Source organism: Indolivaga alginatilytica (assembly GCF_003201355.1).
GTDB classification, from domain to species: Bacteria; Bacteroidota; Bacteroidia; order Bacteroidales; family Dysgonomonadaceae; genus Dysgonomonas_A; species Dysgonomonas_A alginatilytica.
Genome location: NZ_QICL01000017.1, coordinates 1 through 21,414, shown reverse-complemented (window position 1 = coordinate 21,414; position 21,414 = coordinate 1). Strand labels below are relative to the sequence as shown.

Sequence of the window (21,414 nt, the reverse complement as noted above, 5' to 3'; positions counted from 1 at the left end):
GTTAACTGTTAACTGAAAGGTCTGAGCCCTTAGATTAAATTGTTAGGTGTCACACGTTTTCCGGCTTCGTCATAAATATAGAAACCTCTTCCCGTTTGCACTCCGTATTGTTTTGAGTGATACAGTCTCCACAAAATTGGCGATGCTTTATACTTACGGTCTCCATATTCATTGAACATGTCTTCCATCAACATAACAATTTTTTCAATACCCAGAAGATCTGCTAATTCGAATATACCATAACGTTGTCCATAAATAACGGTAAATTCTTTGTCGATGTCTTCCATCGATGTCAAATTTTCCATTAATATATGACATGCTTCGTTCAACATAATTGTCATCAGACGCATACTAACCAATCCGCTACTCTCACGAACTTCTATTGGCAGGTGTTTGATTAGGTTTGAGAAACGAATTACTTTTTCAACTACTTCAGGAGAAGTAAACGTTCCTTTTACAATTTCAAGCAATCTTGCATCGCTGTGAGGAATAGGAAAGTGTAAACTCACGCAACGCTCCTTATAGGTCATGTCAGCCGAAAGCTCACTGATAATTACTGTTGTTGCATTAGTTGCAATAATAGCATCGGGCGAAAGAACTTCCTCTAATTTTTTAAAAACTTCTTTACGTAGAGTTGTACTACGCTCACCATTGGCTTCGTAGCGGATACACTCTATCACAAAATCACAATCCCGAAGGTCCGCATAATCCAAAGAACCCGTAATACGTCCCATCGTACCACGTTTTTCGCCTTGAGTCAGCCCCCAGTTTTCTATTTTTGTATCTAAACTATGCTCAATCTCTCTTAGAGCATCCTGTATTTTTTCTTCTGATATTTCGATAAATACTACCTCCATACCCGATTGTGCTGTCAGATTAACGATACTGCGTCCATCACGACCGCAACCGACAACACCTATTTTCGAGAACAATGCTCTCTCCTGATCCTTCTTACTTAATCCGTAACCTTCTATCGGTTCTACTATTTCAGCCATATTTATATTATTTAAACTTCAATAAATTTATAGTGTCAGATTAGATTATTAAGTGATAATAAGCTTTAGATAAGATATTTTACCCAAAGCAATAATAAGGTCTGCGATCTTATTTCTTTTTGGCGGCTATCGCCTGATTAGCCGTTACAGCTACCATTTTATAGATATCGTCTACAGAACACCCTCTTGACAAATCGTTAACTGGGGCAGCCATACCTTGCAAAACAGGACCTACTGCTTCGGCTCCTGCCAATCGTTGTACCAATTTGTAACTGATATTGCCCACTTCTAATGTAGGGAATACAAGCACATTTGCTTTACCTGCAACCAAACTTCCGGGAGCTTTACTGTTTCCTACAGATGGCACTAATGCCGCATCTGCTTGCAGCTCTCCATCAATTTCCACAGTTGGATCTATTTTTTTTGCCAAAGCTGTCGCTTCAACCACTTTGTCTACCATAGGATCTTTGGCACTTCCTTTTGTTGAAAAACTCAACATAGCCACTCTTGGCTCTTCGCCTACTAGAGCTCTTGCGGTATGTGCCGATGCTATAGCTATTTCTGCTAACTGAGGTGCCGTTGGGTTTGGTGTTACAGCACAGTCTGCAAATACCAATACACCACTAGGTACATATTCATTGTCTTTTACAAACATCATAAATGCTCCCGAAACAACACTGATTCCCGGTGCTGTCTTTATAATCTGCAATGCAGGACGCAATACATTTCCTGTTGTATTTTGAGCTCCGGCAATTTCGCCGTCAGCATCTCCGTTTTTAATCATCAGACAAGCCAGATACAAGGGGTCTTCTGCCAGTGTTGCTGCTTGCTCAGGCGTCATACCTTTTGCTTTGCGTAATTCAAAAAGCAAATCGGCATATACCTGCTTTTTAACATTGTCTTTAGGATCAACTATTTGAGCCTTATCGATATGAGTTAAATTAAATTTTACAGCCAGATTCTTTATTTCGGTAGGATTCCCTATCAGAATAATTTCTGCAACACCATCGGCAAGCAATTGATCGGCTGCTTTTATTGTTCTTTCTTCTGTTCCTTCGGGCAATACAATACGTTGTTTGTTTGCTTTTGCTCTGGCAATGATTTCATTAATAAGATCCATAGTCTACTATATTATTACTTTTGAAGATTGACCGTAACTCAATTTTGACAGTTATAACCAATATCTTCTTATTTGGTTTTTTTATTAACACAAATATAGTAAATTGTAACATGGAGTTTGCAATTTTATGTAAAAATATTATTTAATTAATAAACATTGATGTCCGAAACTCAATTATAGCTTTCTAAGAGTCCGCTTAAATTCGAGAAACGACATGTGATAATCATATGAAACAACCCTAGGGGCGTATAATTATACGCTCCATAAAACAACCGCTAAAAGATTTTTCATCCCTACACATGCTCTTCATTAATATTTAAACAAGTTCAAATTATTACAAAAGACAAAAGTCAACTCTTGTGCTATATTATGGCATAATATAATGTTTTCTTTACAAGATAAAAAACAGTCTGTGTATTTTAGATTTTTTTTCTCAAAATATTTAATTTAGATTTATAGAAGAACTAAAAGAATCTACCATAAATTTATTACCTTTTCTAGATATATAGAAAAAAGCATCATCCTCTTTATACAACAATAATATATGGCAAAAGACATATTCAATCGTTACATTTGGTTAGTAGATACAATCTATAAAGCAAAACAAATTACTTTTGAAGAGATTAATGAGCGTTGGGTGAGGAATACGATGAATAATGGGGATGATATTCCTCTCCGGACTTTTCATAATCATAGAAAAGCAATCGAAGATATTTTCGATATAATAATAGAATGTGATCGAAAAAACGGATACAAATACTATATCGAGAATGTTAAAGATATAGAACAAGGCGGACTCCGTAGCTGGTTACTTAATACATTCGCTATAAATAACCTTATTAATGAGAGCCATAAACTAAAAAACAGATTCCAATTTGAACAGATTCCATCTGGGCAAGAATATCTTACGGCTATAATAGAAGCCATGAGAGACAATATAGCTCTTGAGATTACCTATCAGAGTTATTGGAGAGATACACCCACGACCTTTCCTATCGAACCGTATTTCGTAAAGGTCTTCAAGCAACGTTGGTATGTAATAGCTTATAGTCAGGGGCCGCAGAAAATTATGATATACGCATTGGATCGCATCCGGAAACTGTCACTTATCGATCGATACTTTGAATTACCAAAAGAATTTGATTCTGAAGAATATTTTTATAATTATTTTGGCATTATAAATGATGAGAATAGCCCTCCCTGCAAAGTGAAAATATCAGCAAATACCTATCAAGCAGAATATCTAAAAAGCCTGCCGTTGCATCATTCTCAAAAAGAGATAGAAATTAATGAAAAGTTTTCTGTATTTCAATATTATATACATCCAACATTCGATTTTCGGAAGGAGTTGCTATCTATGGGAGCTGAGATTGAAATACTAGAGCCAATATGGTTTAGAGAAGAAATAAGAGAAGTCATAAATGAAATGAATATCAGATATAGACAAACAGTATGATAAACGATTTTTTACAAAATATATCAAGTCGATTGCGAAATGAAAACGCTCTGTCTGATATAACATGGAGTATGTGCCAAACAAGTGAAAACTTCAAGAAATTATTTCTTAATTTCTTTTTTCCTGAAGTGGTATTTGATAATATAACTAGGTTCGAAAGAGAGAGTTCGGAAGGAGATAGCAGACCCGATTTTCTAATAAAAAATCGCGATCAGATATATCTAATCGAATGTAAAATAGGTGATCGAAACCATCACTTTGAGCAATACTGCACAACATTCAATATTCCGAGTACTCAGTTAGGCTATATAACTAATTATGTTTTATGGAAGGAGTCCTTCAAGACCAAGACATGGCATGAGTTTTACGATATGCTAAATGAAAATATACCTGAGAATATCTCTGCCGAAAAAGAATTATTTACAGCCTATCTAGGCTATTTAAGAAATGTCTGTTCAATAGTTAAAATAACAAGAAAAATGAAAATAGAACAAGTTTATTCTCTATACAGTTTTACAGAAATACTAAAATCAAGTTTAAATAGAAGTATTGATAATTACACACTTGAGATATATAAACAAGATTTACAAACTGAATGGAGTGGGTTTTATTTTAAAGTATCAGTGCAAAGCAAGGTGGAAATTAAAGATATATGGATATGGGCAGGAATATACTACAATAGAGAAAAACCTCTTATTTGTATTGCTATAGACAATAAAGAAAATTGGGGGAAACCTTTTTTTGATATTCTGGAAACCCCAAAGTTAAAATCGGATCAATTAATATACGCCAAAGAACCTTCTCCCGGAAACAACCAATATTTCGTTTATACTAATGATAACTTTAATACAATGTTCGACAATGCCAGTAATGCGAAAGAACAACAACATATACTGGAAGAGTATATTGATGAAGTAATACGATTATATATATGAATTGTAGTAAATTCCCATAAATAAAACTGATCTGCTTTAGTTTGGCAGACCTCTATTCGATCTTTGTATCAATGAAGATAAAAGAGTTAGAAAAAGAAAAGTTAGATTCTTATATTGATTTATTATCACTAGAATCGTTTATAGCAATAACAATAGAGGATATTCAACCCGTATTGGATAATAATAATGGGTCTGTTTTAGACTATTCATCTGATTCGCCTCAAAGGATGAAAGATGTCTGCGAACAGATTCTTATAAATATAAAACCGTTTAATTATATCTGCATATTTCTATTATCAAATAGAGAATTCCAACCTAAAGTGGAAGAAATGGATGTATTAAGTAATTTAATCAACACCTTTGATTCAAGTATTGAATTAATTCTGGGATTTTTTATTGATGAAACTTTGGGTAAAAAGATAAGAATAGTTGCTTTCTTCTATTAAAAATACAGAGGTTTTTGATAATTGGGATAAAGAAAAATAAGGTAAAGAAAAATACAGTAGCCATTATTAAACAATGCTATTCAGAGGCAAAAAACATCATAAACATTTGTTCATCAGAAAATAACTCTTATCTTTGCAGCGAATTTTTAATCAAAATAAAAACGAATTATGTATTTAGATTCGCAAAAGAAAGAAGAAATCTTCGCTAAATACGGAAAGTCTAACACTGATACTGGCTCACCTGAAGCGCAGATTGCATTGTTTTCGTACCGTATTTCGCATTTGACTGGTCACTTAAAGTCAAATCACAAAGATTATAACACTGAACGTGCTCTTAAAATGTTGGTAGGTAAACGTCGTCGTTTATTGGATTACCTGATCGAAGTAGATATCAACAGATATCGTGCTATCATCAAAGAGCTTGGAATCAGAAAGTAAAATCTTTTCCAAAAGTATAAAAGTTACTCCTCAGCAATTGAGTAGTAACTTTTTTTCTTTAATAGCATACTCACACTACAGCCTATTATTTTTTAGTTGACTTACACCCCAATCATTTATCAATCGTTATAAATGCTATTTACAAGTGTACCTTTTCTCATTCTGTTTCTTATAACTTTTATCCTGTATTATTTACCCAAGGTATCTAAGCATCAGGTATCTATATTAGTGATATCCAGTCTGATCTTCTATGCATACGATCAACCATGGTTTACACTTCTCTTACTTTTTTCTGCGGGGCTTAATATTGCTACCAGCTATTATGTAGTATATGGCAATCCTCAAAAAAGAAAACTGGTTGCAACAACAGGGGTTATTCTTAATGTTCTCGGATTGGCTTTCTTCAAGTATAGTCCATTAATATCGGCTACTCTTTTCAATCCGGAGAGTTCAGTAGGTCATTTCTTACTGATGATTCCGCTTCCTATAGGTATTTCATTTTTTACTTTCGAAGGAATAAGCCTATTGATAGATGTATGGAGAGATAAAGACGCTGACGAAAAAGCAAAAACATTCATTTCGCCCTCCCTTTTACAACACGCTCAGCGAACCCTGTTTTTCATTTCATTCTTTCCACACCTTATAGCAGGTCCTATTTTGAAGGCTCATGATTTCTATCCCCAAATCATGGACAAACGTTTCAAAGAGATAAACTGGGAGAGTGCGGTCAAAAACCTCATTACAGGATATTTTCTGAAAATGGTTATTGCCGATAATCTGAAAAATTTCACATTCTGGATCAGCTATCCCTACTTTGAAAAATATTCAACAATCGATCTATCCACAATGCTATTTGGATATTCTATCCAGATCTTTGCCGATTTTGCAGGCTATTCATTAATTGCAATAGGATTGGCAAAAGTATTCGGATACGATTTTCAAACGAATTTTAATTTCCCCTATATATCAACCTCTTTTAAGGAGTTTTGGAAACGATGGCATATTTCACTTTCCACCTTCCTTATGGAGTATTTATACTTCCCTTTGGGTGGAAACCGCAAAGGAAAATGGCGAACTTATTTTAACTTATTACTCACTATGGTACTTGGAGGACTTTGGCACGGGGCAGGATGGAGCTATGCTACCTGGGGAGCATTGCACGGAGGAATGTTAGCAATAGAAAGGCTAACTAATGATAATATAAAAATAAAGCTCCCCCGATTTCTACTTGTAATTAAGGGATTCTTTGTATTTACGATGGTTACATTGGCTTGGCTACTATTTAAACTGCCCGACTTTAGCCATGTTATTAAATACTTTGAGTCGATGGCAAATAATGTGTTTATACAAAGCAATGTGAAACTGAATATGTATATTATCCTGTATTCAATCCCTGTTATTATTTACCATTTATTATACTTATATAGAAATAGTAAATTTTGGTTCATCTTAAAGAAGAAAGAATATATCCTTTATGCGATTCTTTTATTTTTTGTGATTACAAACTCCGGAACCAGTGGTTCATTCATTTATTTTCAATTTTAAGGTTTCAAACCTATTTAATTTTAATATTTGCCAAGTATAAAAACTATAAACTTTTATGACTCTAAAATATATCATCAAATATTTTTATTTACTTAATATATCGGGATTATGGTAAAAAAAACTTTACTATCATTCTTTATTATATTTATAGCTTATACAATTATAGTAACATTTGTAACAGACTCTCACCGATTTGTATCGGAACATCAATGGCAGGATAATCAAATAAAAGCTCAGGAATATCTATATTCAGATACCGATTCGGTTGAAAATATTATTGTAGGATCGTCATTAGCAGACAGGCTTATTATTGGCTACCTACCCAATGTCTATAATCTCTCCATGGGAGGACTTGGTATTTTTGACGGACTACAAACCTTAACAAGAAAAGGTGTATATCCCCAAAAGATCTTCATCGAGATGAATAAGATTGACAGGAAAGCTTCCGTAGATTTCACCACTTCGCTGAATAATCCGGTAATGACATTCCTGCGTAAGTATTTTATCCCTATTCGCGATGGAAAACAACCGATGGGGTTTATTGCCATACCTTATGGACAAAAAATTACAGCTTATGGGATATACATTACTCAAACTATACTACACAGTGTTGCAGGAAAAATAGTTACCAGAGAACATCATGGAATAGAAGAAGTAGATATGCTTACTAGAATCCTACCCCGGTTATTAGAAGAAGAATCACAGATGCCAAATGCTTCAGACTTAGAAAAAGATGCTCAAAATCTTAAATACTACGTTGATATCCTTGAGAAAAACAATGTAACTGTAGTATTTTTTGAAATGCCTATTCAACATGAATTGTGCGGATTGAATAAACCGACAGCGATACGCAATCAATTTTATAGAACATTTCCCCGCGATAAATATCAATATATCGATATGCCCGACTGTAGCAATTATGGTACAACAGATGGACTCCATTTAGATGGAGCATCTGCCGAAAAATACACACTCTTTTTTAAAAGACAAATGGATAGTCTAAAATAATACTATCTTATTTATCAGAGGATTTAGTAGATTGGGGCTTAACAGAATTTTGATTCGCCTCCTTATCTCCGTCAAAATTCTTATTTATAATAAAATGTGGCGAAACAAGATTTATACCTGCTTCTTTAAATACATCTTGTACATGTTTTCGTAAATCGGAATATATTGCGCTCATTTTACCGGCCTCTTTCGTGTACACATTCAACTGATACTCTATATTGAATTCATCCAATGCAGTTTGTAATATAAAAGGTTTTTGCTTTTTCAGTAGATTATCGGTATGCGAGGCAGCCGTCAAAAGCAGGTCGTGTACTTGCTCCCATGGAACATCGTAACCAACTGTTACATGTATATATAAAATCAGACCATATTCACGTGCAGAAGCCGAATAATTAAGGGTCTTAGTGTTCATCACATTCGAATTGGGTATTGTTATAATCTCATTCTTGAGAGTTCTTACCCGTGTTACAAGTGCTGTTTTTTCTACAACATCCCCCAGGCAATCGTCCATCTTAATACGGTCACCGATCTTGAAAGGGCGCATATAAGTTATAACCAGTCCTGCCACAAGGTTTCCTATTATGGAAGTTGACCCAAGCGAAAGCATAATACCCGCAAAAACCGATACCCCTTGAAATACTGTAGAATCCGACTTTGGCAAATAAGGGAATATGAGTATAAACATAAAGATATACAATATCACATTCAGGATATTATATGTAGGAGTAGCCCAATCGGGATAAAAACCTTTAATCGTAATTTTACCACTACTAATCTGTTGTGCTATAAAACGAAATGACTTACGGATATACATAAAGATAACCATAATCACCAGAATGGTGAAAAACTCGGGTAAATAGTCAATTATACTACGAGCTATAGATTTTAATGGAGAAAGAACATAATTTAATAATCGATCCGAAAGATCTGTGGTATTAGGAAACACTTTGAACAAAGCCCAAATACCCAAATAAAGAGACATAATTATCAAGATGAACCGTAGAAGCTTAAGCAAAAAGATAAAGAGATGCACCTCCCGGTCGGCATCTATAAGCCCAAAGATTCCTTTTATCCGTTTTCCTCTTTGCAGCCTGATAAATATTTTGACTCTTCGATATACAAAGAAAAGGCCTCTTAACAGGAAAAATATCACCAGCAATATTAATGCTACCCATCCTGCTTGAATGGCAATTCGCTTTAAACTATTTTCTTCCTGATGTTTATGAATGGAAGTTATGATCTTCTCTCTGAAGAATTGCGCCAGTGCTATTTTTGTTTTCTCTCCCAATGCAGCCTGCAAAGTATCTACACTAACTATCAAATCATTTTTATATACAAGCTTGATATTATCATCAATATCTATCAGTTTTATAGAATCGTCATCAAAATGGGGATCATCATACAAAACTCTTATTCTTTCACTTATGGCAGCAGCTCTTTGTTCCGAGGTAAAAGATCCCATATTCCCGTATATGTAAAATATGGTATCACGGAAAGGAACCACCGGTGCTTTTTTAGGAAACAGCTTTGCAATCTGAATCGTATCTATCTGAACAACTTCAACTGCTTTTTTCTTATTCTTCTTCTTTTGACCAAATGCAGGGGCACAGCATAATATTAATAATGCGAGCAAAAAGACGAAGCGGTATGAGATTGAATATTTTTTATACATATTCTGTAAAATAAAGGATGCAAGTTATGTTATTTTATTCAGTGAGTCGTATAATTTAAATTACACAATATTTGATGTACAAATATAAGTAATACAAAATATTAATAGCATCAATAAATAAGAGTTCTTAATGTATACAGTTTCTTTATTCCTATTTTTGGTATATTTGTCACTACAATATACAACAATAGAGTATGCAATAGTGTTTTAGAAAAAGAGAATCATTTATTTAGCATCGGATATAAAATAGAGAGAACAAAAAATATCTACCTTTGTTAAAGTTTAGTTCAACTAATTAAAACTTCAAATGGATTTTTTCAATTATAAAAGACGTGTATCGTCTATAGCAAAAATAGGGAATACCCCTCTGGGTGGCGACAATCCGATCAGAATACAATCGATGACAAGCACCAATACCAATGATACAGAAAGTAGTGTAGAACAAACTATTCGTATTATTGAGGCCGGAGCTGATTATGTACGCTTAACGGCTCAAGGAGTCCGTGAAGCCGAAAATCTGAAAAACATAAAAGAAGAAATCCGCAAGAGAGGATACAATACCCCTCTCATCGCCGATATTCACTTTAACCCCCGAGCAGCCGAAGCCGCAGCAAAACACGTAGAAAAAGTACGTATCAATCCCGGTAATTTTGTAGACGGAGCTAAAGTTTTTGAAGGTAAAGAATTTACCGACGAAGAGTATGCTATCGAAATAGAAAAGATACGGACTAAACTGACTTCATTCCTCAACATTTGCAAAGAACACAATACCGCTGTTCGTATAGGCGTGAATCACGGATCATTATCTGATCGTATTCTAACTCGCTACGGAGATACTCCCGAAGGCATGGTAGAATCGTGTATGGAATTTCTTCGTATCTGCCTTGAGCAGAATTTCACGGATATAGCCATATCAATGAAAGCATCCAATACCATTGTAATGACCAAGGCAGTGCGGCTATTGGTACAAAAGATGGATGAAGAAGGTTTGGCTTTCCCTCTTCACCTTGGCGTAACCGAGGCAGGAGACGGCGAAGACGGACGTATAAAATCGGCTGTAGGCATCGGTGCATTACTTTCGGATGGAATTGGCGATACCGTACGCGTATCACTGAGTGAAGACCCCGAATTTGAAGTTCCCGTTGCCAAGAAGATGGTAAATTACGTGTTAGAACGTGCCAATCATCCCGAAATAAAAGCAACTATTAATCCTAATTTCTCACCATTCTCTACCCTAAAACGCAAGACATACAGTATAGAAAATATAGGAGGAGATAAATTACCTATCGTAATTTCGAACAGGTCGAACGGTAATTTTGAATTTAATGTTCATTTCTTACCCGACTACATATATGTAGGTAAAGAATTACCTGCCGAAGCCCCGAGATCTATTTCCATAATCATAGATGCTGACGGCTGGAAAGAAGAAAAGAATACCTATCCTTTATTCAATAAAGATAATTTCAATAAAATAAAAGATAATACAGCAGCAATCAAATTCCTTCAAATAGGTTACCCTGATCTATCGGACGAAGTTATATCTATCTTAAAAGCAGATCAAAGTATTGTTGTCATTATAACCACAGACCACAAAAATGGCGTGGGAGAACAACGTGCATTCATCCATACATTGATGAACAACGATTGCAAAACACCTATAGTACTCAATCGCAAATACAACGAAAATCAAGAAGAAGATATACAGATAAAAGCAGGTATCGACTTTGGAGCAATACTTCTCGATGGCTTTGGTAATGGTGCTATGATAGAAAACGGAGGTACTATTCCTCAAAAAAATATTGACGCCTATACTTTCGGAGTATTGCAGGCGGCGCGTGTCCGTACAACCAAAACCGAATATATATCATGCCCCAGTTGCGGACGTACATTATTCGATCTGCAATCGACAGTGGCACGAGTGAAAGGGTCGACCTCTCACCTCAAACACCTGAAGATTGGTGTAATGGGCTGTATTGTTAACGGTCCCGGAGAAATGGCGGATGCCGATTATGGATATGTAGGTGCTGAAAAAGGAAAAATATCACTCTATAAAAGACAAGATCTTATAGAGAAAAACATTCCTTCGGAACAGGCTGTGGAAAGATTAGTAGAACTGATTAAATCTCATGGAGATTGGGTAGAACCTGATTAAGGAAGAAGTAAAGTAGTTACGAGTTACAGATAATAAGTACAAGCTTGTTTTTATCTTGTAACTATTTACGATGTCTCATTATTTAACACCCATATTGTGAAAAAGAATTAAGATTTATTCATATTTTTGGGGCATACTAAATAATAAATGTACTTTTGCCGAGCTAAATATTTGATTTATAAAAGGTATTGATGAAATTTGGTTATATCTTACTGGCGTTGCTTATTAGCTTTTGCTTCTCTTTGGATCTAAAAGCTCAATGGGATGGACAAGTTAGTCAGTATTGGAAAGTTAAAACTTTTTTCAACCCTGCCTTTGCCGCCGAAAAAGATTCTATACAAGCAACCCTATTGCACCGTCAGCAATGGGTAGGAATAGAGAATGCTCCTAAAACATTTATTTTATCGGCAGATATGCCAATCAGTTTTTTAGGGCGCAAGCATGGTGTAGGAATAGTGGCATTGACCGAATCGTCCGGTTTATTTAAAAACACATCTGTCGGAGCACAGTATGTATATAAAAAACGTTTTAAAAGAAACCTTCTTAATGTAGGAGTACAAGCAGGTTTCCTGAATATAGGCTTTGATGCATCTAAAATACGCATTCCCGATAGTCAGAAGGAGGACGGGCTCGAAATACCCAGTGTTCCTGCCGAAGCTCGGGTTATAGATGGCAATATCGGACTGGCATGGGTAGCACCAAGGTATTATATAGGAATATCGTTGACACATATCACCCAGCCCACTTTTGAGCTTGATGATGGTACAGCAACGCTTGTAGGCAGAGTATACTATTTTACAGCAGGATACAATTTAAGATTACGTAATCCGTTGTATGAGCTACAGCCTTCGGTGTTGGTAAAAACAGATAATGTAGTTACACAATACGATGTAACAGCACGAGTTGTATACAATAAAATGTTTAACGGAGGTATAAGTTGGAGGAAAGACGACGGTTTTGTATTTTTGCTCGGAATAAATATCTTTGGCGTAGATGCCGGATATGCTTATGACCTCTCCACTTCGGAAATAGCACTGAAAAGCGGAGGAAGCCATGAGTTTTTTGTACGCTATGCAATGCCGATCAAACTTGCAAAAAATGGACAAAACAGGCACAAAAGTGTCAGAATACTTTAAGGTCTCAGACCTTTTTATACGATTAATATAAGGACGAACCAATGTCTTAACCTATTGATGATAAACACATAGGTCTGCCCTTATAAATAAAACGCAGTAACAAATAGTTGAAATTACTAAAGAGTTATTATAACTGAAACAAGACTTTTATGACAAAGAGATCCGGACTCTCAATAAATTATATGAAGAATTTACTTTTTGCATCGATCACCATCCTGATGCTGACTACCTCTTGCGGGAAACCGGGAGGTGCGGGAAGCGTAGGAGGTGAACTTGTAGGCATCGGAAGTTCATCGTGGGCAGAATCGAATCCTTATGGAATGGTTCTGGTTTCGCGAGGTTCTATTGCTATGGGTCCTGCTGACAGCGATTCATTATGGGGCATCACAGCAAACGCCAAAGGAGTATCAGTAGATGCTTTCTGGATGGACGACACGGAGATCACCAACTCCGAATATCGCCAGTTTGTATATTGGGTACGTGACTCTATCCTCAGAGAACGTCTGGCCGACCCTGCGTTCGGAGGCGATGAAACTTACAAAATTACAGAGGATCGCTATGGAGATCCTGTAAAACCATACCTGAATTGGAAAAGACCAATACCAAAGCGTCCTAATGAAGACGAAGAACGTGCTATATTGAGTTTGACCGAAGTAAATCCGATTACAGGAGAAAGAGGTCTCGATCCCGAACAATTTAATTTCAGATACGAATGGTTTGATCATACAGAGGCTGCAAAACGCCGCAACAGATTAAACCCTGCTCAACGTATCTTAAATACCGATATACAGGTTGACCCCAATGAAATGATTATGATTTCGAAGGATACTGCTTTTCTTGACGAGAACGGAAAGCCTGTGAATATGACAATCAACCGGCCCTTAAGTTCATTATTCGATTTCCTGAATACCAAAATCGTTAACATTTACCCCGATACAACTGTTTGGGTCAACGATTTCAATAATGCTTATAATGAACCTTATATGCGTATGTACTTCTCACATTCGGGTTACAACGACTATCCGGTCGTAGGTGTAACCTGGGAGCAGGCTACTGCATTTTGCGAATGGAGAACCATGTTCTTTAAAATGGGAATGGGAACCAGAGGGCGTAATATAGAACCTTATAGATTACCGACTGAAGGCGAATGGGAATTTGCTGCCAGAAGCGGAAAATCAGAAAACAAATATCCTTGGGATTCCGAAAGTACCCAATCCGAGAAGGGATGCTTTATGGCCAACTTCAAACCGGGAGAAGGAAACTATACTAAAGACGGTAATCTTATAACCTCTCGTGTGGGCAGCTACTCGCCCAATGCTTTTGGACTTTATGATATGGCAGGAAACGTCTCTGAGTGGACATCAACAACCTACACCGAAGCCGGAAGCAAGGAAATGAATGATCTGAATCCTCAATATAAGTACAACGCAGCCATCGAAGACCCTTACGCCGCAAAGAAAAAGGTTATAAAAGGAGGTTCATGGAAAGATGTCGGTCGATTTATTCGTGGCGATATGCGTGACTCGGAATATCAAAATCAGCCTCGTTCCTACGTGGGATTCCGTTGTGTGAGAACTCAGATAGGATTTGCCAGATCAAAAAGATAAGAAGGTCTCAGACCTGTTTATTACTTTGACAACTATAACAAATATAGACTGTTATAATTTAAATACATAACTAAATACTTTCTTTTGCTTAAAAACAGTACAACCATGGGTAAAAAGTACAGACGATATAAAAACTTTCTTGAAAAATATCTGGACAGTAACAACGGTAAACGCTTCTTCAATGTCGTTTATAGTGTAGGTGCTGCTATCGTTATTCTAGGTGCGATGTTCAAGATTCTTCACCTTCCTTTCGGTAATCAGATGCTTATGATCGGTATGATAACCGAGGCTATTGTATTCTTATTGTCAGCATTCGAAAAACCTGCTAAAGAGTATAAATGGGAAGAAGTGTATCCTGCTTTGGTAGATGAAGAGGGTTTTGTCCCAAGAGCCGAAAGAGCACAAATACAACAACAAAGTGGACCTGCTATACAGCAAACCTCTACTCCTTCACAACAAGGAGGTAATGCCGGCTCTACTGGCGGTAGTGGCAGAAATAATGTTGCAAGCTCTGGTAATACTGGTAATACTAATAACACCGGCAACAACAATATACCTCAAAGCGGTAACAGTGGTGGTGGAAATAGTGGCCGAAATAATAACAATGGAGGAGGAAACGCAGGCGGTGGCACAACTATAATAGGTGGTGGAGGTACTGCTTCTTCGGGAACTTCTTCAAACGTATCCGGAGGAAATCAATATGCACCGGCGGGTTCAGGCAGCGGCGGAGGATCAATATCCGGCGGTACAATAGTTACCGGTGGAGCTGTGGTTCTTGATGGAGCCAATGTTGTAGAAGCTTCTGCAAAGTATGTTGATCAAATGTCTCACATGTCTGATAACATGGCTAAGTTTGCACAAGTAACCGAGTCATTGGGCAAAATATCCGAGTCGCTGTTAGGTTCATTCCAAACTATTATTGATAATTCGGATGGTATCGGAACGAATACCCAAGGGTATGTCACCCAAATGGAAACTCTCAATCGTAATATTTCGGGATTAAATACCATATACGAAATACAATTGAAGGGCGTAAGTGGTCAGATTCATACAATCGAAGAAATCAATGCAGGCTTAGACCGTATCAAGAAATTATACGGCGGATCGCTTGTAGATAGTTCTATCTTCAAAAACGAAACAGAAAAAATGGCTCAGCAACTTACCGAACTTAACAAAGTATATGCTCGTTTGCTGCAAGCTATGACAAGTAACATGAATATGGGCGGAGGCTTCAATCCTAATACAATAGGTAACGATCCTCAACCTTGATTTGAGGAATTTATCCTCTAAGAAACAAATTTGTAACTTGTAACTATTAACTTGTAACTACTAATGGCTTCAACTAATCCAAGGTCTCCAAGACAGAAAATGATAAACCTGATGTATCTGGTTTTTATCGCTATGCTTGCTATCAATCTACCCGAAGAGGTACTTGATGGTTTTGACATGGTAGACGAAGGATTAAACCAAACTATAAAAAGTTCGGAGGCGCAAAATCAACTCGTTTTTAACAGTCTCACAGATATAAACAATCAGAATCCCATAAAAGCAGAACAATGGTATCTTCCTGCTGCTCAATTTTCTCAACAATCGGATCAGTTATATAATCACATTCAGGAGTTAAAGACCCGCATAGTAAAACAAGCGGATGGAGAAAAAGGAGATTTGAATAACATAATAAACAGAGAAAATATTGATGCTTCAACCGATGTTATGTTGGTAGGCATAAATAACGAAGCTAAAAAACTGAAATCGTCTATAGATGTATACCGTGAACAGGCTATCAATCTGATTACCGGAACATCAAGAAAAGATATTATAAAAAGCAGACTTAACACAGATAATCCGAAAAGGGGTAATCTGGACAATAAAAACTGGGAAGAAGCATTATTCGAACAAATGCCTACTTCGGTTACAATTACTATGCTAACTAAAATACAAAGCGATATACGTGCCACGCAAGGCGAAGTATTAGCTGACCTTTATAATCAGATAGGAGCAAAAGACTTCCGTGTAAATAGTTTGCAAGCAGAAGTTGTTCCCAAATCGGAATTCATAATGGAGGGAGGAACATACGAAGGTCGTGTAGTACTTACTGCAATAGATACTACCAAACGTCCGACGTTTAGTTTACCTTCGATCAATGCAAACGGAGAATTTAAAGTTGGAGCAGGCGGTGTTGGTATCAATAAAGTATTCTCGGGGATGGTTACACTCAGTACGCCCGACGGAGAGGTTATTACCCGTCCGTTTAAAAGCGAATACCACGTTGTACCGCGTATGACTACTATACAAGTAGCCGAAGCCAATGTTTTGTATCAGGGAGAAGATAACAAATTGACTATATCCGTTCCGGGTATGTCTAACGATCAGCTTCGCGTTACAGCAACTAACGGAGCAATTACCAAATCGGGACAAAACTGGATCGCTAAACCAACCAGAGCCGGAACCAATATGAAAATATCGGTATTTAACGGAACTACTTTTGTAAGCGATCAGGAATTCAGAGTACGTCTCCTACCCGACCCTACTCCATACATCGAATATGCCGATGCCGATGGTAACCTCAAAAGATATAAAGGAGGCAGAATCTCTAAATCGGTTATAACAAACGCCACAGGTGTAAAAGCATCTATCGATGACGGATTACTCGACAGGCAATTTACCGTATTGAAATTTACCACCTTATTTATCGACGCTATGGGAAATGGCGTTCGTATAGCATCTGATGGAGGTAACTTTTCCGACAAACAGAAAGCTCAGATCAGAGAGTTGCCCAGAGGAAAAACCTTCTTTATCACCGAGGTAAAAGTGAGAGGAAAAGATGGTGTGGAAAGAGATCTCACAGCTATCGAAGTAAGAATAAATTAAGCCGAGGTCTCAGACCTCTTTATTGCTTAAACAAATAAATTATTCAGAATCAGCTTAACTTTATTATATAAAAAGGTCTGTGACCTTCGATTAGAACAAAATATATATGAAAAGATTATTTCTAACAATTACTATAGGGTTATGTAGTTTGCTAATCGCCCAGACAATCTCTGCACAAGATCAGGAGTCGTCTTTGCGTGACCGTATCGCCAAACGACAAAATCAGCAGAGCAACTCGGGAAAACCTCCGTTGACTGTGAGAGCCCAAATAATGAACGAATCGCAAACTCAGGAGATAGATAATGCTCCCTGGATGCGTGAGATATATCGTTTTATCGATCTCGAAAAAGAAAAAAACGCTACCCTATACTATCCTGTAACGCCTATCGGAGAGCGTACCAATCTGTTTACTCTGATATTCAGACATCTCCAAAATGGAGATATAACTGTCTACAGATACAAATTGGGTGGTGCTGAGGTTTTCACTGAAGAGAACAGAGAAACTTTCAAAGATGTATTGGAAGATTTCAATATTATGTATCGTCAGGAAAACGGTAAATTTATTGTTGAAGATGTAGATATCCCTAGCAATGAGGTATTGGGCTATTATGTAAAAGAGGCTTGGTATTTTGATAAAAACAATTCTATTGTAGATATCAAAACACTGGCTATATCTCCTGTAATTATCAGACAAGATGATTTTGGTGTGGATAGAACCCGTTATCCGATGTTCTGGGTTCCTTACGAAAATATACGACCTTACACATCGCGTATGCCTATTATGGTATCGAGTTTGAATAATGCAACGACCTTGACTATCAACGATTACTTCACCAAACATCTGTTTGAAGGAGATATCGAAAAAACGACCAATGTGCGTGACCTCACTTTGGCTCAACTATATCCCGATGAAGCGAAACGTAAAGAAGCACAAAAGAAAATTGAAGCTCAGTTAAAAGAGTTCAATGCTAATCTTTGGGTGTATAACGATTCTGTTGCAGCAAATAATGCTGCCGCTCAAGCTAATAACAAAGGGAAAGGTCCAAGCATAAAGAATGCTCCAACAGCCAACAGTACAACAGGTACTACCAGAGCAACTGTTCAAAAAGAGGCTAAATCGCAATCGGCTCCTGCACGTAGTATGAGAAACCGAAAAAGAAACTAAGGTCTCAGACCTTTTTATAACTTGGCTAAGTAAAAAGTAGTTGATAAGTGAGATTTGTGAGCTCATTTACTAACAGTTCGTAAACTAAAAAATGACGAAAAGACAAATATTTGACAATAACACCCAAAAGGTATTACTATTCATTTTGGTGATTATTAATATGTTATTTGTCGTAAAATACTGTCCTGCGTATTCATTTTATGTATCGGCAATATATGGGATTGCTTTATTTTCATCCTATTGTTTCTATAAATATTTCTTACAAGAAGAGCTGAATAAAAAGCGATACAGCTATATACTACTCGCAATAATAATTTGCATTGCTATTTCATTATTACTGCTTATCGACCCTTATAATGTAACTGTAGACCGTTGGTCTGCCCTGTATAACTGGTCTGATACTCTCTTTCAAGGTAAATATCCTTACTATACATATACACATGTTACGGGTAATTACCCGTCGCCATTTCCTGTATGGCAAGTATTACATATCCCCTTTTATTTTCTCGGAGAAATGGGTGTCGGGCATTTGGTTACACTTGCCTTAGTATCTTTTGTATTATTTACATATCGTAAAGAGTTTAACTTAACGCTGTTTCTATTCTTGCTGCTACTATCACCTTGCTATTGGTGGGAAATAGCTGTAAGAAGCGATTTAATGAACAATATGTTCATCTGCCTGCTCTTTATTACTATATTCCATTTTAGCTTTAGAAACACAAAATACCTGATCCCATTAGGACTAATCATAGGTCTTTTATTGTGCACCCGCCTATTTACGGGAATACCTTTAGCTATTTATTTTATACCCTACTTTTTTAGAAAAAATAAAATAGAAAAATTAAAACTGATCACAGGTTGCCTTTTAGGCTTCGTATGCCCGTTTATACCTTTAATGATCTGGGATTTCGACATGCTGTTTTTCTTCGAATACAGTCCTCTCATACTTCAAACAAAGCAGGGAAGTATTTATACATTAATGGCAGGACTCGTATTTATCAGCATATTTTCCTTTTGCTGGAAAAGCTATAAAGAATATCTTCTCTATATTTCGATTATACTCTTTAGTTTTATATTTTTGAGTTTTATAAAATTCCTCTATTTAGATGGTTTTATGGAAACTCTTACAAATGATCTATTCGACATATCTTATTTCAACATCACTATTCCGTTTGTTGTCCTAGGCTTATGTCTCTCTAAAACAGACAAAAATGAAAATAAGAAAATTAGTCTTTTCAACAAATAACGAACATAAACTCGAAGAAGTAAGAGCCAAAGTAGGCAAATACTATCAGGTTATAAGCCTAAAAGATCTTGGTGATGATACCGATGTTCCCGAAACAGGCGATACACTGGAGGAAAACGCTATGATAAAAGCCGACTACCTATGGAATACCTACCACTTGAATTGCTTTGCTGATGATACAGGTCTTGAAGTAGAAGCATTAGATAATGCTCCCGGAGTATATTCGGCACGATATGCAGGAGAACATAAAAGCTCGGAAGACAATGTTGCTAAACTTCTTAAAGAATTGGAAGGTAAAGAGAACCGAAAAGCTCGTTTCAGAACAGTGATTGCCCTTATTATGGGTGGTAAGCGTTATCTGTTCGAAGGAATAATAGAAGGCGTTATTACAACATCGCCTAAAGGAACATCGGGTTTTGGATACGATCCTGTTTTTCAGGCTGACGGTTACGATAAAACATTTGCAGAATTGACCCTTGAAGATAAGAACAACATAAGCCATAGAGCAAAAGCTGTAGAGCAATTAGTTCTATTTTTAAGGAAATAAAGAATTTTTTTCAGTATCCTCGATTTTTTGAAGCGACTTTTTTATATATTTATCGCTCTGGAAAACCTGTCTAAAAATAAAAAAACGACCTTGAAGGATGAAAAAAATTGTATTAGCATTGACTCTAATTTTCTTTTCTTTGTACCTATTTGCTGGCAAGCCGGTAACACATTATTACACGCAGCTAAAGGTTGTTTCAAAAGATGGGAAAGAGATGAAAGGAAATAATAGAGGACAATTCATAACTTTTAACGAGAAAGGATGTTATGATTCCGACAGATCGGGATATACGGTAGATAACGGATTTCTGAAATACGGTGCAACAAGCAACGGTAAGGTATATTATCGGGGTAACAGCTATTGGGGTGTGGCTACTTATATATTCACCGAAAATTACGGTAGGTTAAACATACGAGTCGAAAACGATGGTTCAACTTATGTTTATGTGCTGGCAAGCCCGCCGAAAAATATACTAACCTGTGCTTTGATTAAAAAACCTATCTCTAATACAACTAACTCTCCTATTTCCATTATAGTAAGCCCTGCTACTCCCGCTGCGAGTAGTAGTAATTCAACCAGAAAGCAATGCCCAGGGTGCAATGGCACAAAAAAAGGTATGGACCAAATAACTTATTCGCCTAATTATACAGGAGGCAATAATAATAGATATTGCAGTCAATGTGGTAGTACAAGTGCATCCCATACGCACAATACACCAATATGTAAAGTTTGCTACGGAAAAGGATATGTTGAATAAAACAAACGAGGGACAAACGTATGAAAGATTTTTGAAAACATAATACGTTTAGAACCAAATTTATATGATTTTATGTTATTAAGGATATTTCTAAATAGCATTTTCACGGTATACTCACAGTCCATATAATACCATTTAGATGGATAGATTTTTTTATGCGTTTGCCTAGAGGATGGTTCTTTATTCAATTTCAATACAAATGGCAGTGAGAAATATGTTAATCATGCGAATCAGTATTTAAAAAATTAGATAAATAAATGCGATTGCAATTTTACCCATCGTATGTACTAGTAGTCCGGATGTTGATCTGACTTTCTG

18 protein-coding genes are annotated in these 21,414 nt (G+C 36.5%); 15 read left to right on the top strand and 3 right to left on the bottom strand.

Annotated elements, in window-relative coordinates; all coding sequences use genetic code 11:
* Positions 1–29 precede the first annotated feature (29 nt).
* Positions 30–995 (bottom strand): 3-hydroxyacyl-CoA dehydrogenase family protein, encoded by a 966-nt coding sequence (locus CLV62_RS13005; RefSeq protein WP_110311215.1) that lies wholly within the window; start codon positions 993–995, stop codon positions 30–32.
* Between the two features lie 109 nt (positions 996–1,104).
* Positions 1,105–2,115, bottom strand: coding sequence for a phosphate acetyltransferase (pta, locus tag CLV62_RS13000; RefSeq protein WP_110311214.1), 1,011 nt, complete (start codon positions 2,113–2,115; stop codon positions 1,105–1,107).
* A gap of 544 nt (positions 2,116–2,659) precedes the next feature.
* Between pta and CLV62_RS12995 the strand changes: the two genes are divergently transcribed.
* The 6 genes from CLV62_RS12995 (at position 2,660) to CLV62_RS12970 (ending at position 7,943) form a co-directional block, all read left to right on the top strand.
* Positions 2,660–3,571, top strand: coding sequence for a helix-turn-helix transcriptional regulator (locus CLV62_RS12995; protein ID WP_110311213.1), 912 nt, complete (start codon positions 2,660–2,662; stop codon positions 3,569–3,571).
* Positions 3,568–4,506: a hypothetical protein gene (locus tag CLV62_RS12990; protein WP_110311212.1), complete on the top strand. Its 939-nt coding sequence runs from the start codon at positions 3,568–3,570 to the stop codon at positions 4,504–4,506. Before CLV62_RS12995 ends, CLV62_RS12990 begins: the two co-directional genes overlap by 4 nt.
* Positions 4,507–4,577: 71 nt before the next feature.
* Positions 4,578–4,952: a hypothetical protein gene (locus tag CLV62_RS12985; protein ID WP_110311211.1), complete on the top strand. Its 375-nt coding sequence runs from the start codon at positions 4,578–4,580 to the stop codon at positions 4,950–4,952.
* A gap of 168 nt (positions 4,953–5,120) precedes the next feature.
* Positions 5,121–5,390 carry a 30S ribosomal protein S15 gene (gene rpsO, locus CLV62_RS12980; RefSeq protein WP_050709170.1) on the top strand — a complete coding sequence of 90 codons (270 nt, stop codon included), beginning with the start codon at positions 5,121–5,123 and terminating at the stop codon, positions 5,388–5,390.
* Between the two features lie 132 nt (positions 5,391–5,522).
* Positions 5,523–6,935, top strand: a complete 1,413-nt coding sequence (locus tag CLV62_RS12975) for an MBOAT family O-acyltransferase (protein ID WP_110311210.1) — start codon at positions 5,523–5,525, stop codon at positions 6,933–6,935.
* 108 nt (positions 6,936–7,043) lie between these two features.
* Positions 7,044–7,943: a hypothetical protein gene (locus CLV62_RS12970; RefSeq protein ID WP_110311209.1), complete on the top strand. Its 900-nt coding sequence runs from the start codon at positions 7,044–7,046 to the stop codon at positions 7,941–7,943.
* A 7-nt stretch (positions 7,944–7,950) separates the two neighbouring features.
* Here CLV62_RS12970 and CLV62_RS12965 read toward each other — a convergent pair whose 3' ends face one another.
* Positions 7,951–9,615, bottom strand: a complete 1,665-nt coding sequence (locus CLV62_RS12965; protein WP_110311208.1) for a mechanosensitive ion channel family protein — start codon at positions 9,613–9,615, stop codon at positions 7,951–7,953.
* 307 nt (positions 9,616–9,922) lie between these two features.
* On the opposite strand from CLV62_RS12965, the gene CLV62_RS12960 reads away from it, so the two are divergent.
* The 9 genes from CLV62_RS12960 to CLV62_RS12915 all read left to right on the top strand — a co-directional run bounded on the left by CLV62_RS12960 (position 9,923) and on the right by CLV62_RS12915 (position 21,096).
* Entirely contained in the window at positions 9,923–11,767 is a 1,845-nt protein-coding gene (locus tag CLV62_RS12960; RefSeq protein ID WP_110311207.1) for a 4-hydroxy-3-methylbut-2-en-1-yl diphosphate synthase, read from the top strand.
* Positions 11,768–11,958: 191 nt separating this feature from the next.
* Positions 11,959–12,903, top strand: a complete 945-nt coding sequence (locus tag CLV62_RS12955) for a PorP/SprF family type IX secretion system membrane protein (protein WP_110311206.1) — start codon at positions 11,959–11,961, stop codon at positions 12,901–12,903.
* A 182-nt stretch (positions 12,904–13,085) separates the two neighbouring features.
* The gene (gene porK / locus CLV62_RS12950; RefSeq protein WP_110311281.1) at positions 13,086–14,510 is read left to right on the top strand and encodes a T9SS ring complex lipoprotein PorK/GldK; all 1,425 of its coding nucleotides are present in this window, start codon (positions 13,086–13,088) and stop codon (positions 14,508–14,510) included.
* Between the two features lie 105 nt (positions 14,511–14,615).
* The gene (gene porL / locus CLV62_RS22055) at positions 14,616–15,779 is read left to right on the top strand and encodes a type IX secretion system motor protein PorL/GldL (protein ID WP_245904089.1); all 1,164 of its coding nucleotides are present in this window, start codon (positions 14,616–14,618) and stop codon (positions 15,777–15,779) included.
* 63 nt (positions 15,780–15,842) lie between these two features.
* Entirely contained in the window at positions 15,843–17,381 is a 1,539-nt protein-coding gene (gene porM, locus CLV62_RS12935) for a type IX secretion system motor protein PorM/GldM (protein ID WP_110311205.1), read from the top strand.
* Positions 17,382–17,487: 106 nt separating this feature from the next.
* A complete protein-coding gene (gene porN / locus CLV62_RS12930) occupies positions 17,488–18,546 on the top strand; it encodes a type IX secretion system ring subunit PorN/GldN (protein ID WP_110311204.1) in 1,059 nt (352 codons plus the stop codon).
* A 91-nt stretch (positions 18,547–18,637) separates the two neighbouring features.
* Entirely contained in the window at positions 18,638–19,792 is a 1,155-nt protein-coding gene (locus CLV62_RS12925; RefSeq protein WP_110311203.1) for a hypothetical protein, read from the top strand.
* Positions 19,758–20,339, top strand: coding sequence for a non-canonical purine NTP diphosphatase (locus CLV62_RS12920; protein WP_110311202.1), 582 nt, complete (start codon positions 19,758–19,760; stop codon positions 20,337–20,339). The genes CLV62_RS12925 and CLV62_RS12920 overlap by 35 nt, the downstream gene beginning before the upstream one ends.
* A gap of 97 nt (positions 20,340–20,436) precedes the next feature.
* Positions 20,437–21,096 carry a hypothetical protein gene (locus CLV62_RS12915; RefSeq protein ID WP_110311201.1) on the top strand — a complete coding sequence of 220 codons (660 nt, stop codon included), beginning with the start codon at positions 20,437–20,439 and terminating at the stop codon, positions 21,094–21,096.
* Positions 21,097–21,414 lie beyond the last annotated feature (318 nt).

What these genes read in the sequence shown, in the direction of transcription:
- CLV62_RS12990 (WP_110311212.1), top strand. Translation starts at nt 3,568, where the DNA reads ATGATAAACGATTTTTTACAAAATATATCAAGTCGATTGCGAAATGAA.
- CLV62_RS12960 (WP_110311207.1), top strand. Translation starts at nt 9,923, where the DNA reads ATGGATTTTTTCAATTATAAAAGACGTGTATCGTCTATAGCAAAAATA.
- porN (WP_110311204.1), top strand. Translation starts at nt 17,488, where the DNA reads ATGAAAAGATTATTTCTAACAATTACTATAGGGTTATGTAGTTTGCTA.
- rpsO (WP_050709170.1), top strand. Translation starts at nt 5,121, where the DNA reads ATGTATTTAGATTCGCAAAAGAAAGAAGAAATCTTCGCTAAATACGGA.
- CLV62_RS12955 (WP_110311206.1), top strand. Translation starts at nt 11,959, where the DNA reads ATGAAATTTGGTTATATCTTACTGGCGTTGCTTATTAGCTTTTGCTTC.
- porK (WP_110311281.1), top strand. Translation starts at nt 13,086, where the DNA reads ATGAAGAATTTACTTTTTGCATCGATCACCATCCTGATGCTGACTACC.
- porM (WP_110311205.1), top strand. Translation starts at nt 15,843, where the DNA reads ATGGCTTCAACTAATCCAAGGTCTCCAAGACAGAAAATGATAAACCTG.
- CLV62_RS12970 (WP_110311209.1), top strand. Translation starts at nt 7,044, where the DNA reads ATGGTAAAAAAAACTTTACTATCATTCTTTATTATATTTATAGCTTAT.
- CLV62_RS12975 (WP_110311210.1), top strand. Translation starts at nt 5,523, where the DNA reads ATGCTATTTACAAGTGTACCTTTTCTCATTCTGTTTCTTATAACTTTT.
- pta (WP_110311214.1), bottom strand. Translation starts at nt 2,115, where the DNA reads ATGGATCTTATTAATGAAATCATTGCCAGAGCAAAAGCAAACAAACAA.
- CLV62_RS12995 (WP_110311213.1), top strand. Translation starts at nt 2,660, where the DNA reads ATGGCAAAAGACATATTCAATCGTTACATTTGGTTAGTAGATACAATC.
- CLV62_RS12920 (WP_110311202.1), top strand. Translation starts at nt 19,758, where the DNA reads ATGAAAATAAGAAAATTAGTCTTTTCAACAAATAACGAACATAAACTC.
- CLV62_RS13005 (WP_110311215.1), bottom strand. Translation starts at nt 995, where the DNA reads ATGGCTGAAATAGTAGAACCGATAGAAGGTTACGGATTAAGTAAGAAG.
- porL (WP_245904089.1), top strand. Translation starts at nt 14,616, where the DNA reads ATGGGTAAAAAGTACAGACGATATAAAAACTTTCTTGAAAAATATCTG.
- CLV62_RS12965 (WP_110311208.1), bottom strand. Translation starts at nt 9,615, where the DNA reads ATGTATAAAAAATATTCAATCTCATACCGCTTCGTCTTTTTGCTCGCA.
- CLV62_RS12925 (WP_110311203.1), top strand. Translation starts at nt 18,638, where the DNA reads ATGACGAAAAGACAAATATTTGACAATAACACCCAAAAGGTATTACTA.
- CLV62_RS12985 (WP_110311211.1), top strand. Translation starts at nt 4,578, where the DNA reads ATGAAGATAAAAGAGTTAGAAAAAGAAAAGTTAGATTCTTATATTGAT.
- CLV62_RS12915 (WP_110311201.1), top strand. Translation starts at nt 20,437, where the DNA reads ATGAAAAAAATTGTATTAGCATTGACTCTAATTTTCTTTTCTTTGTAC.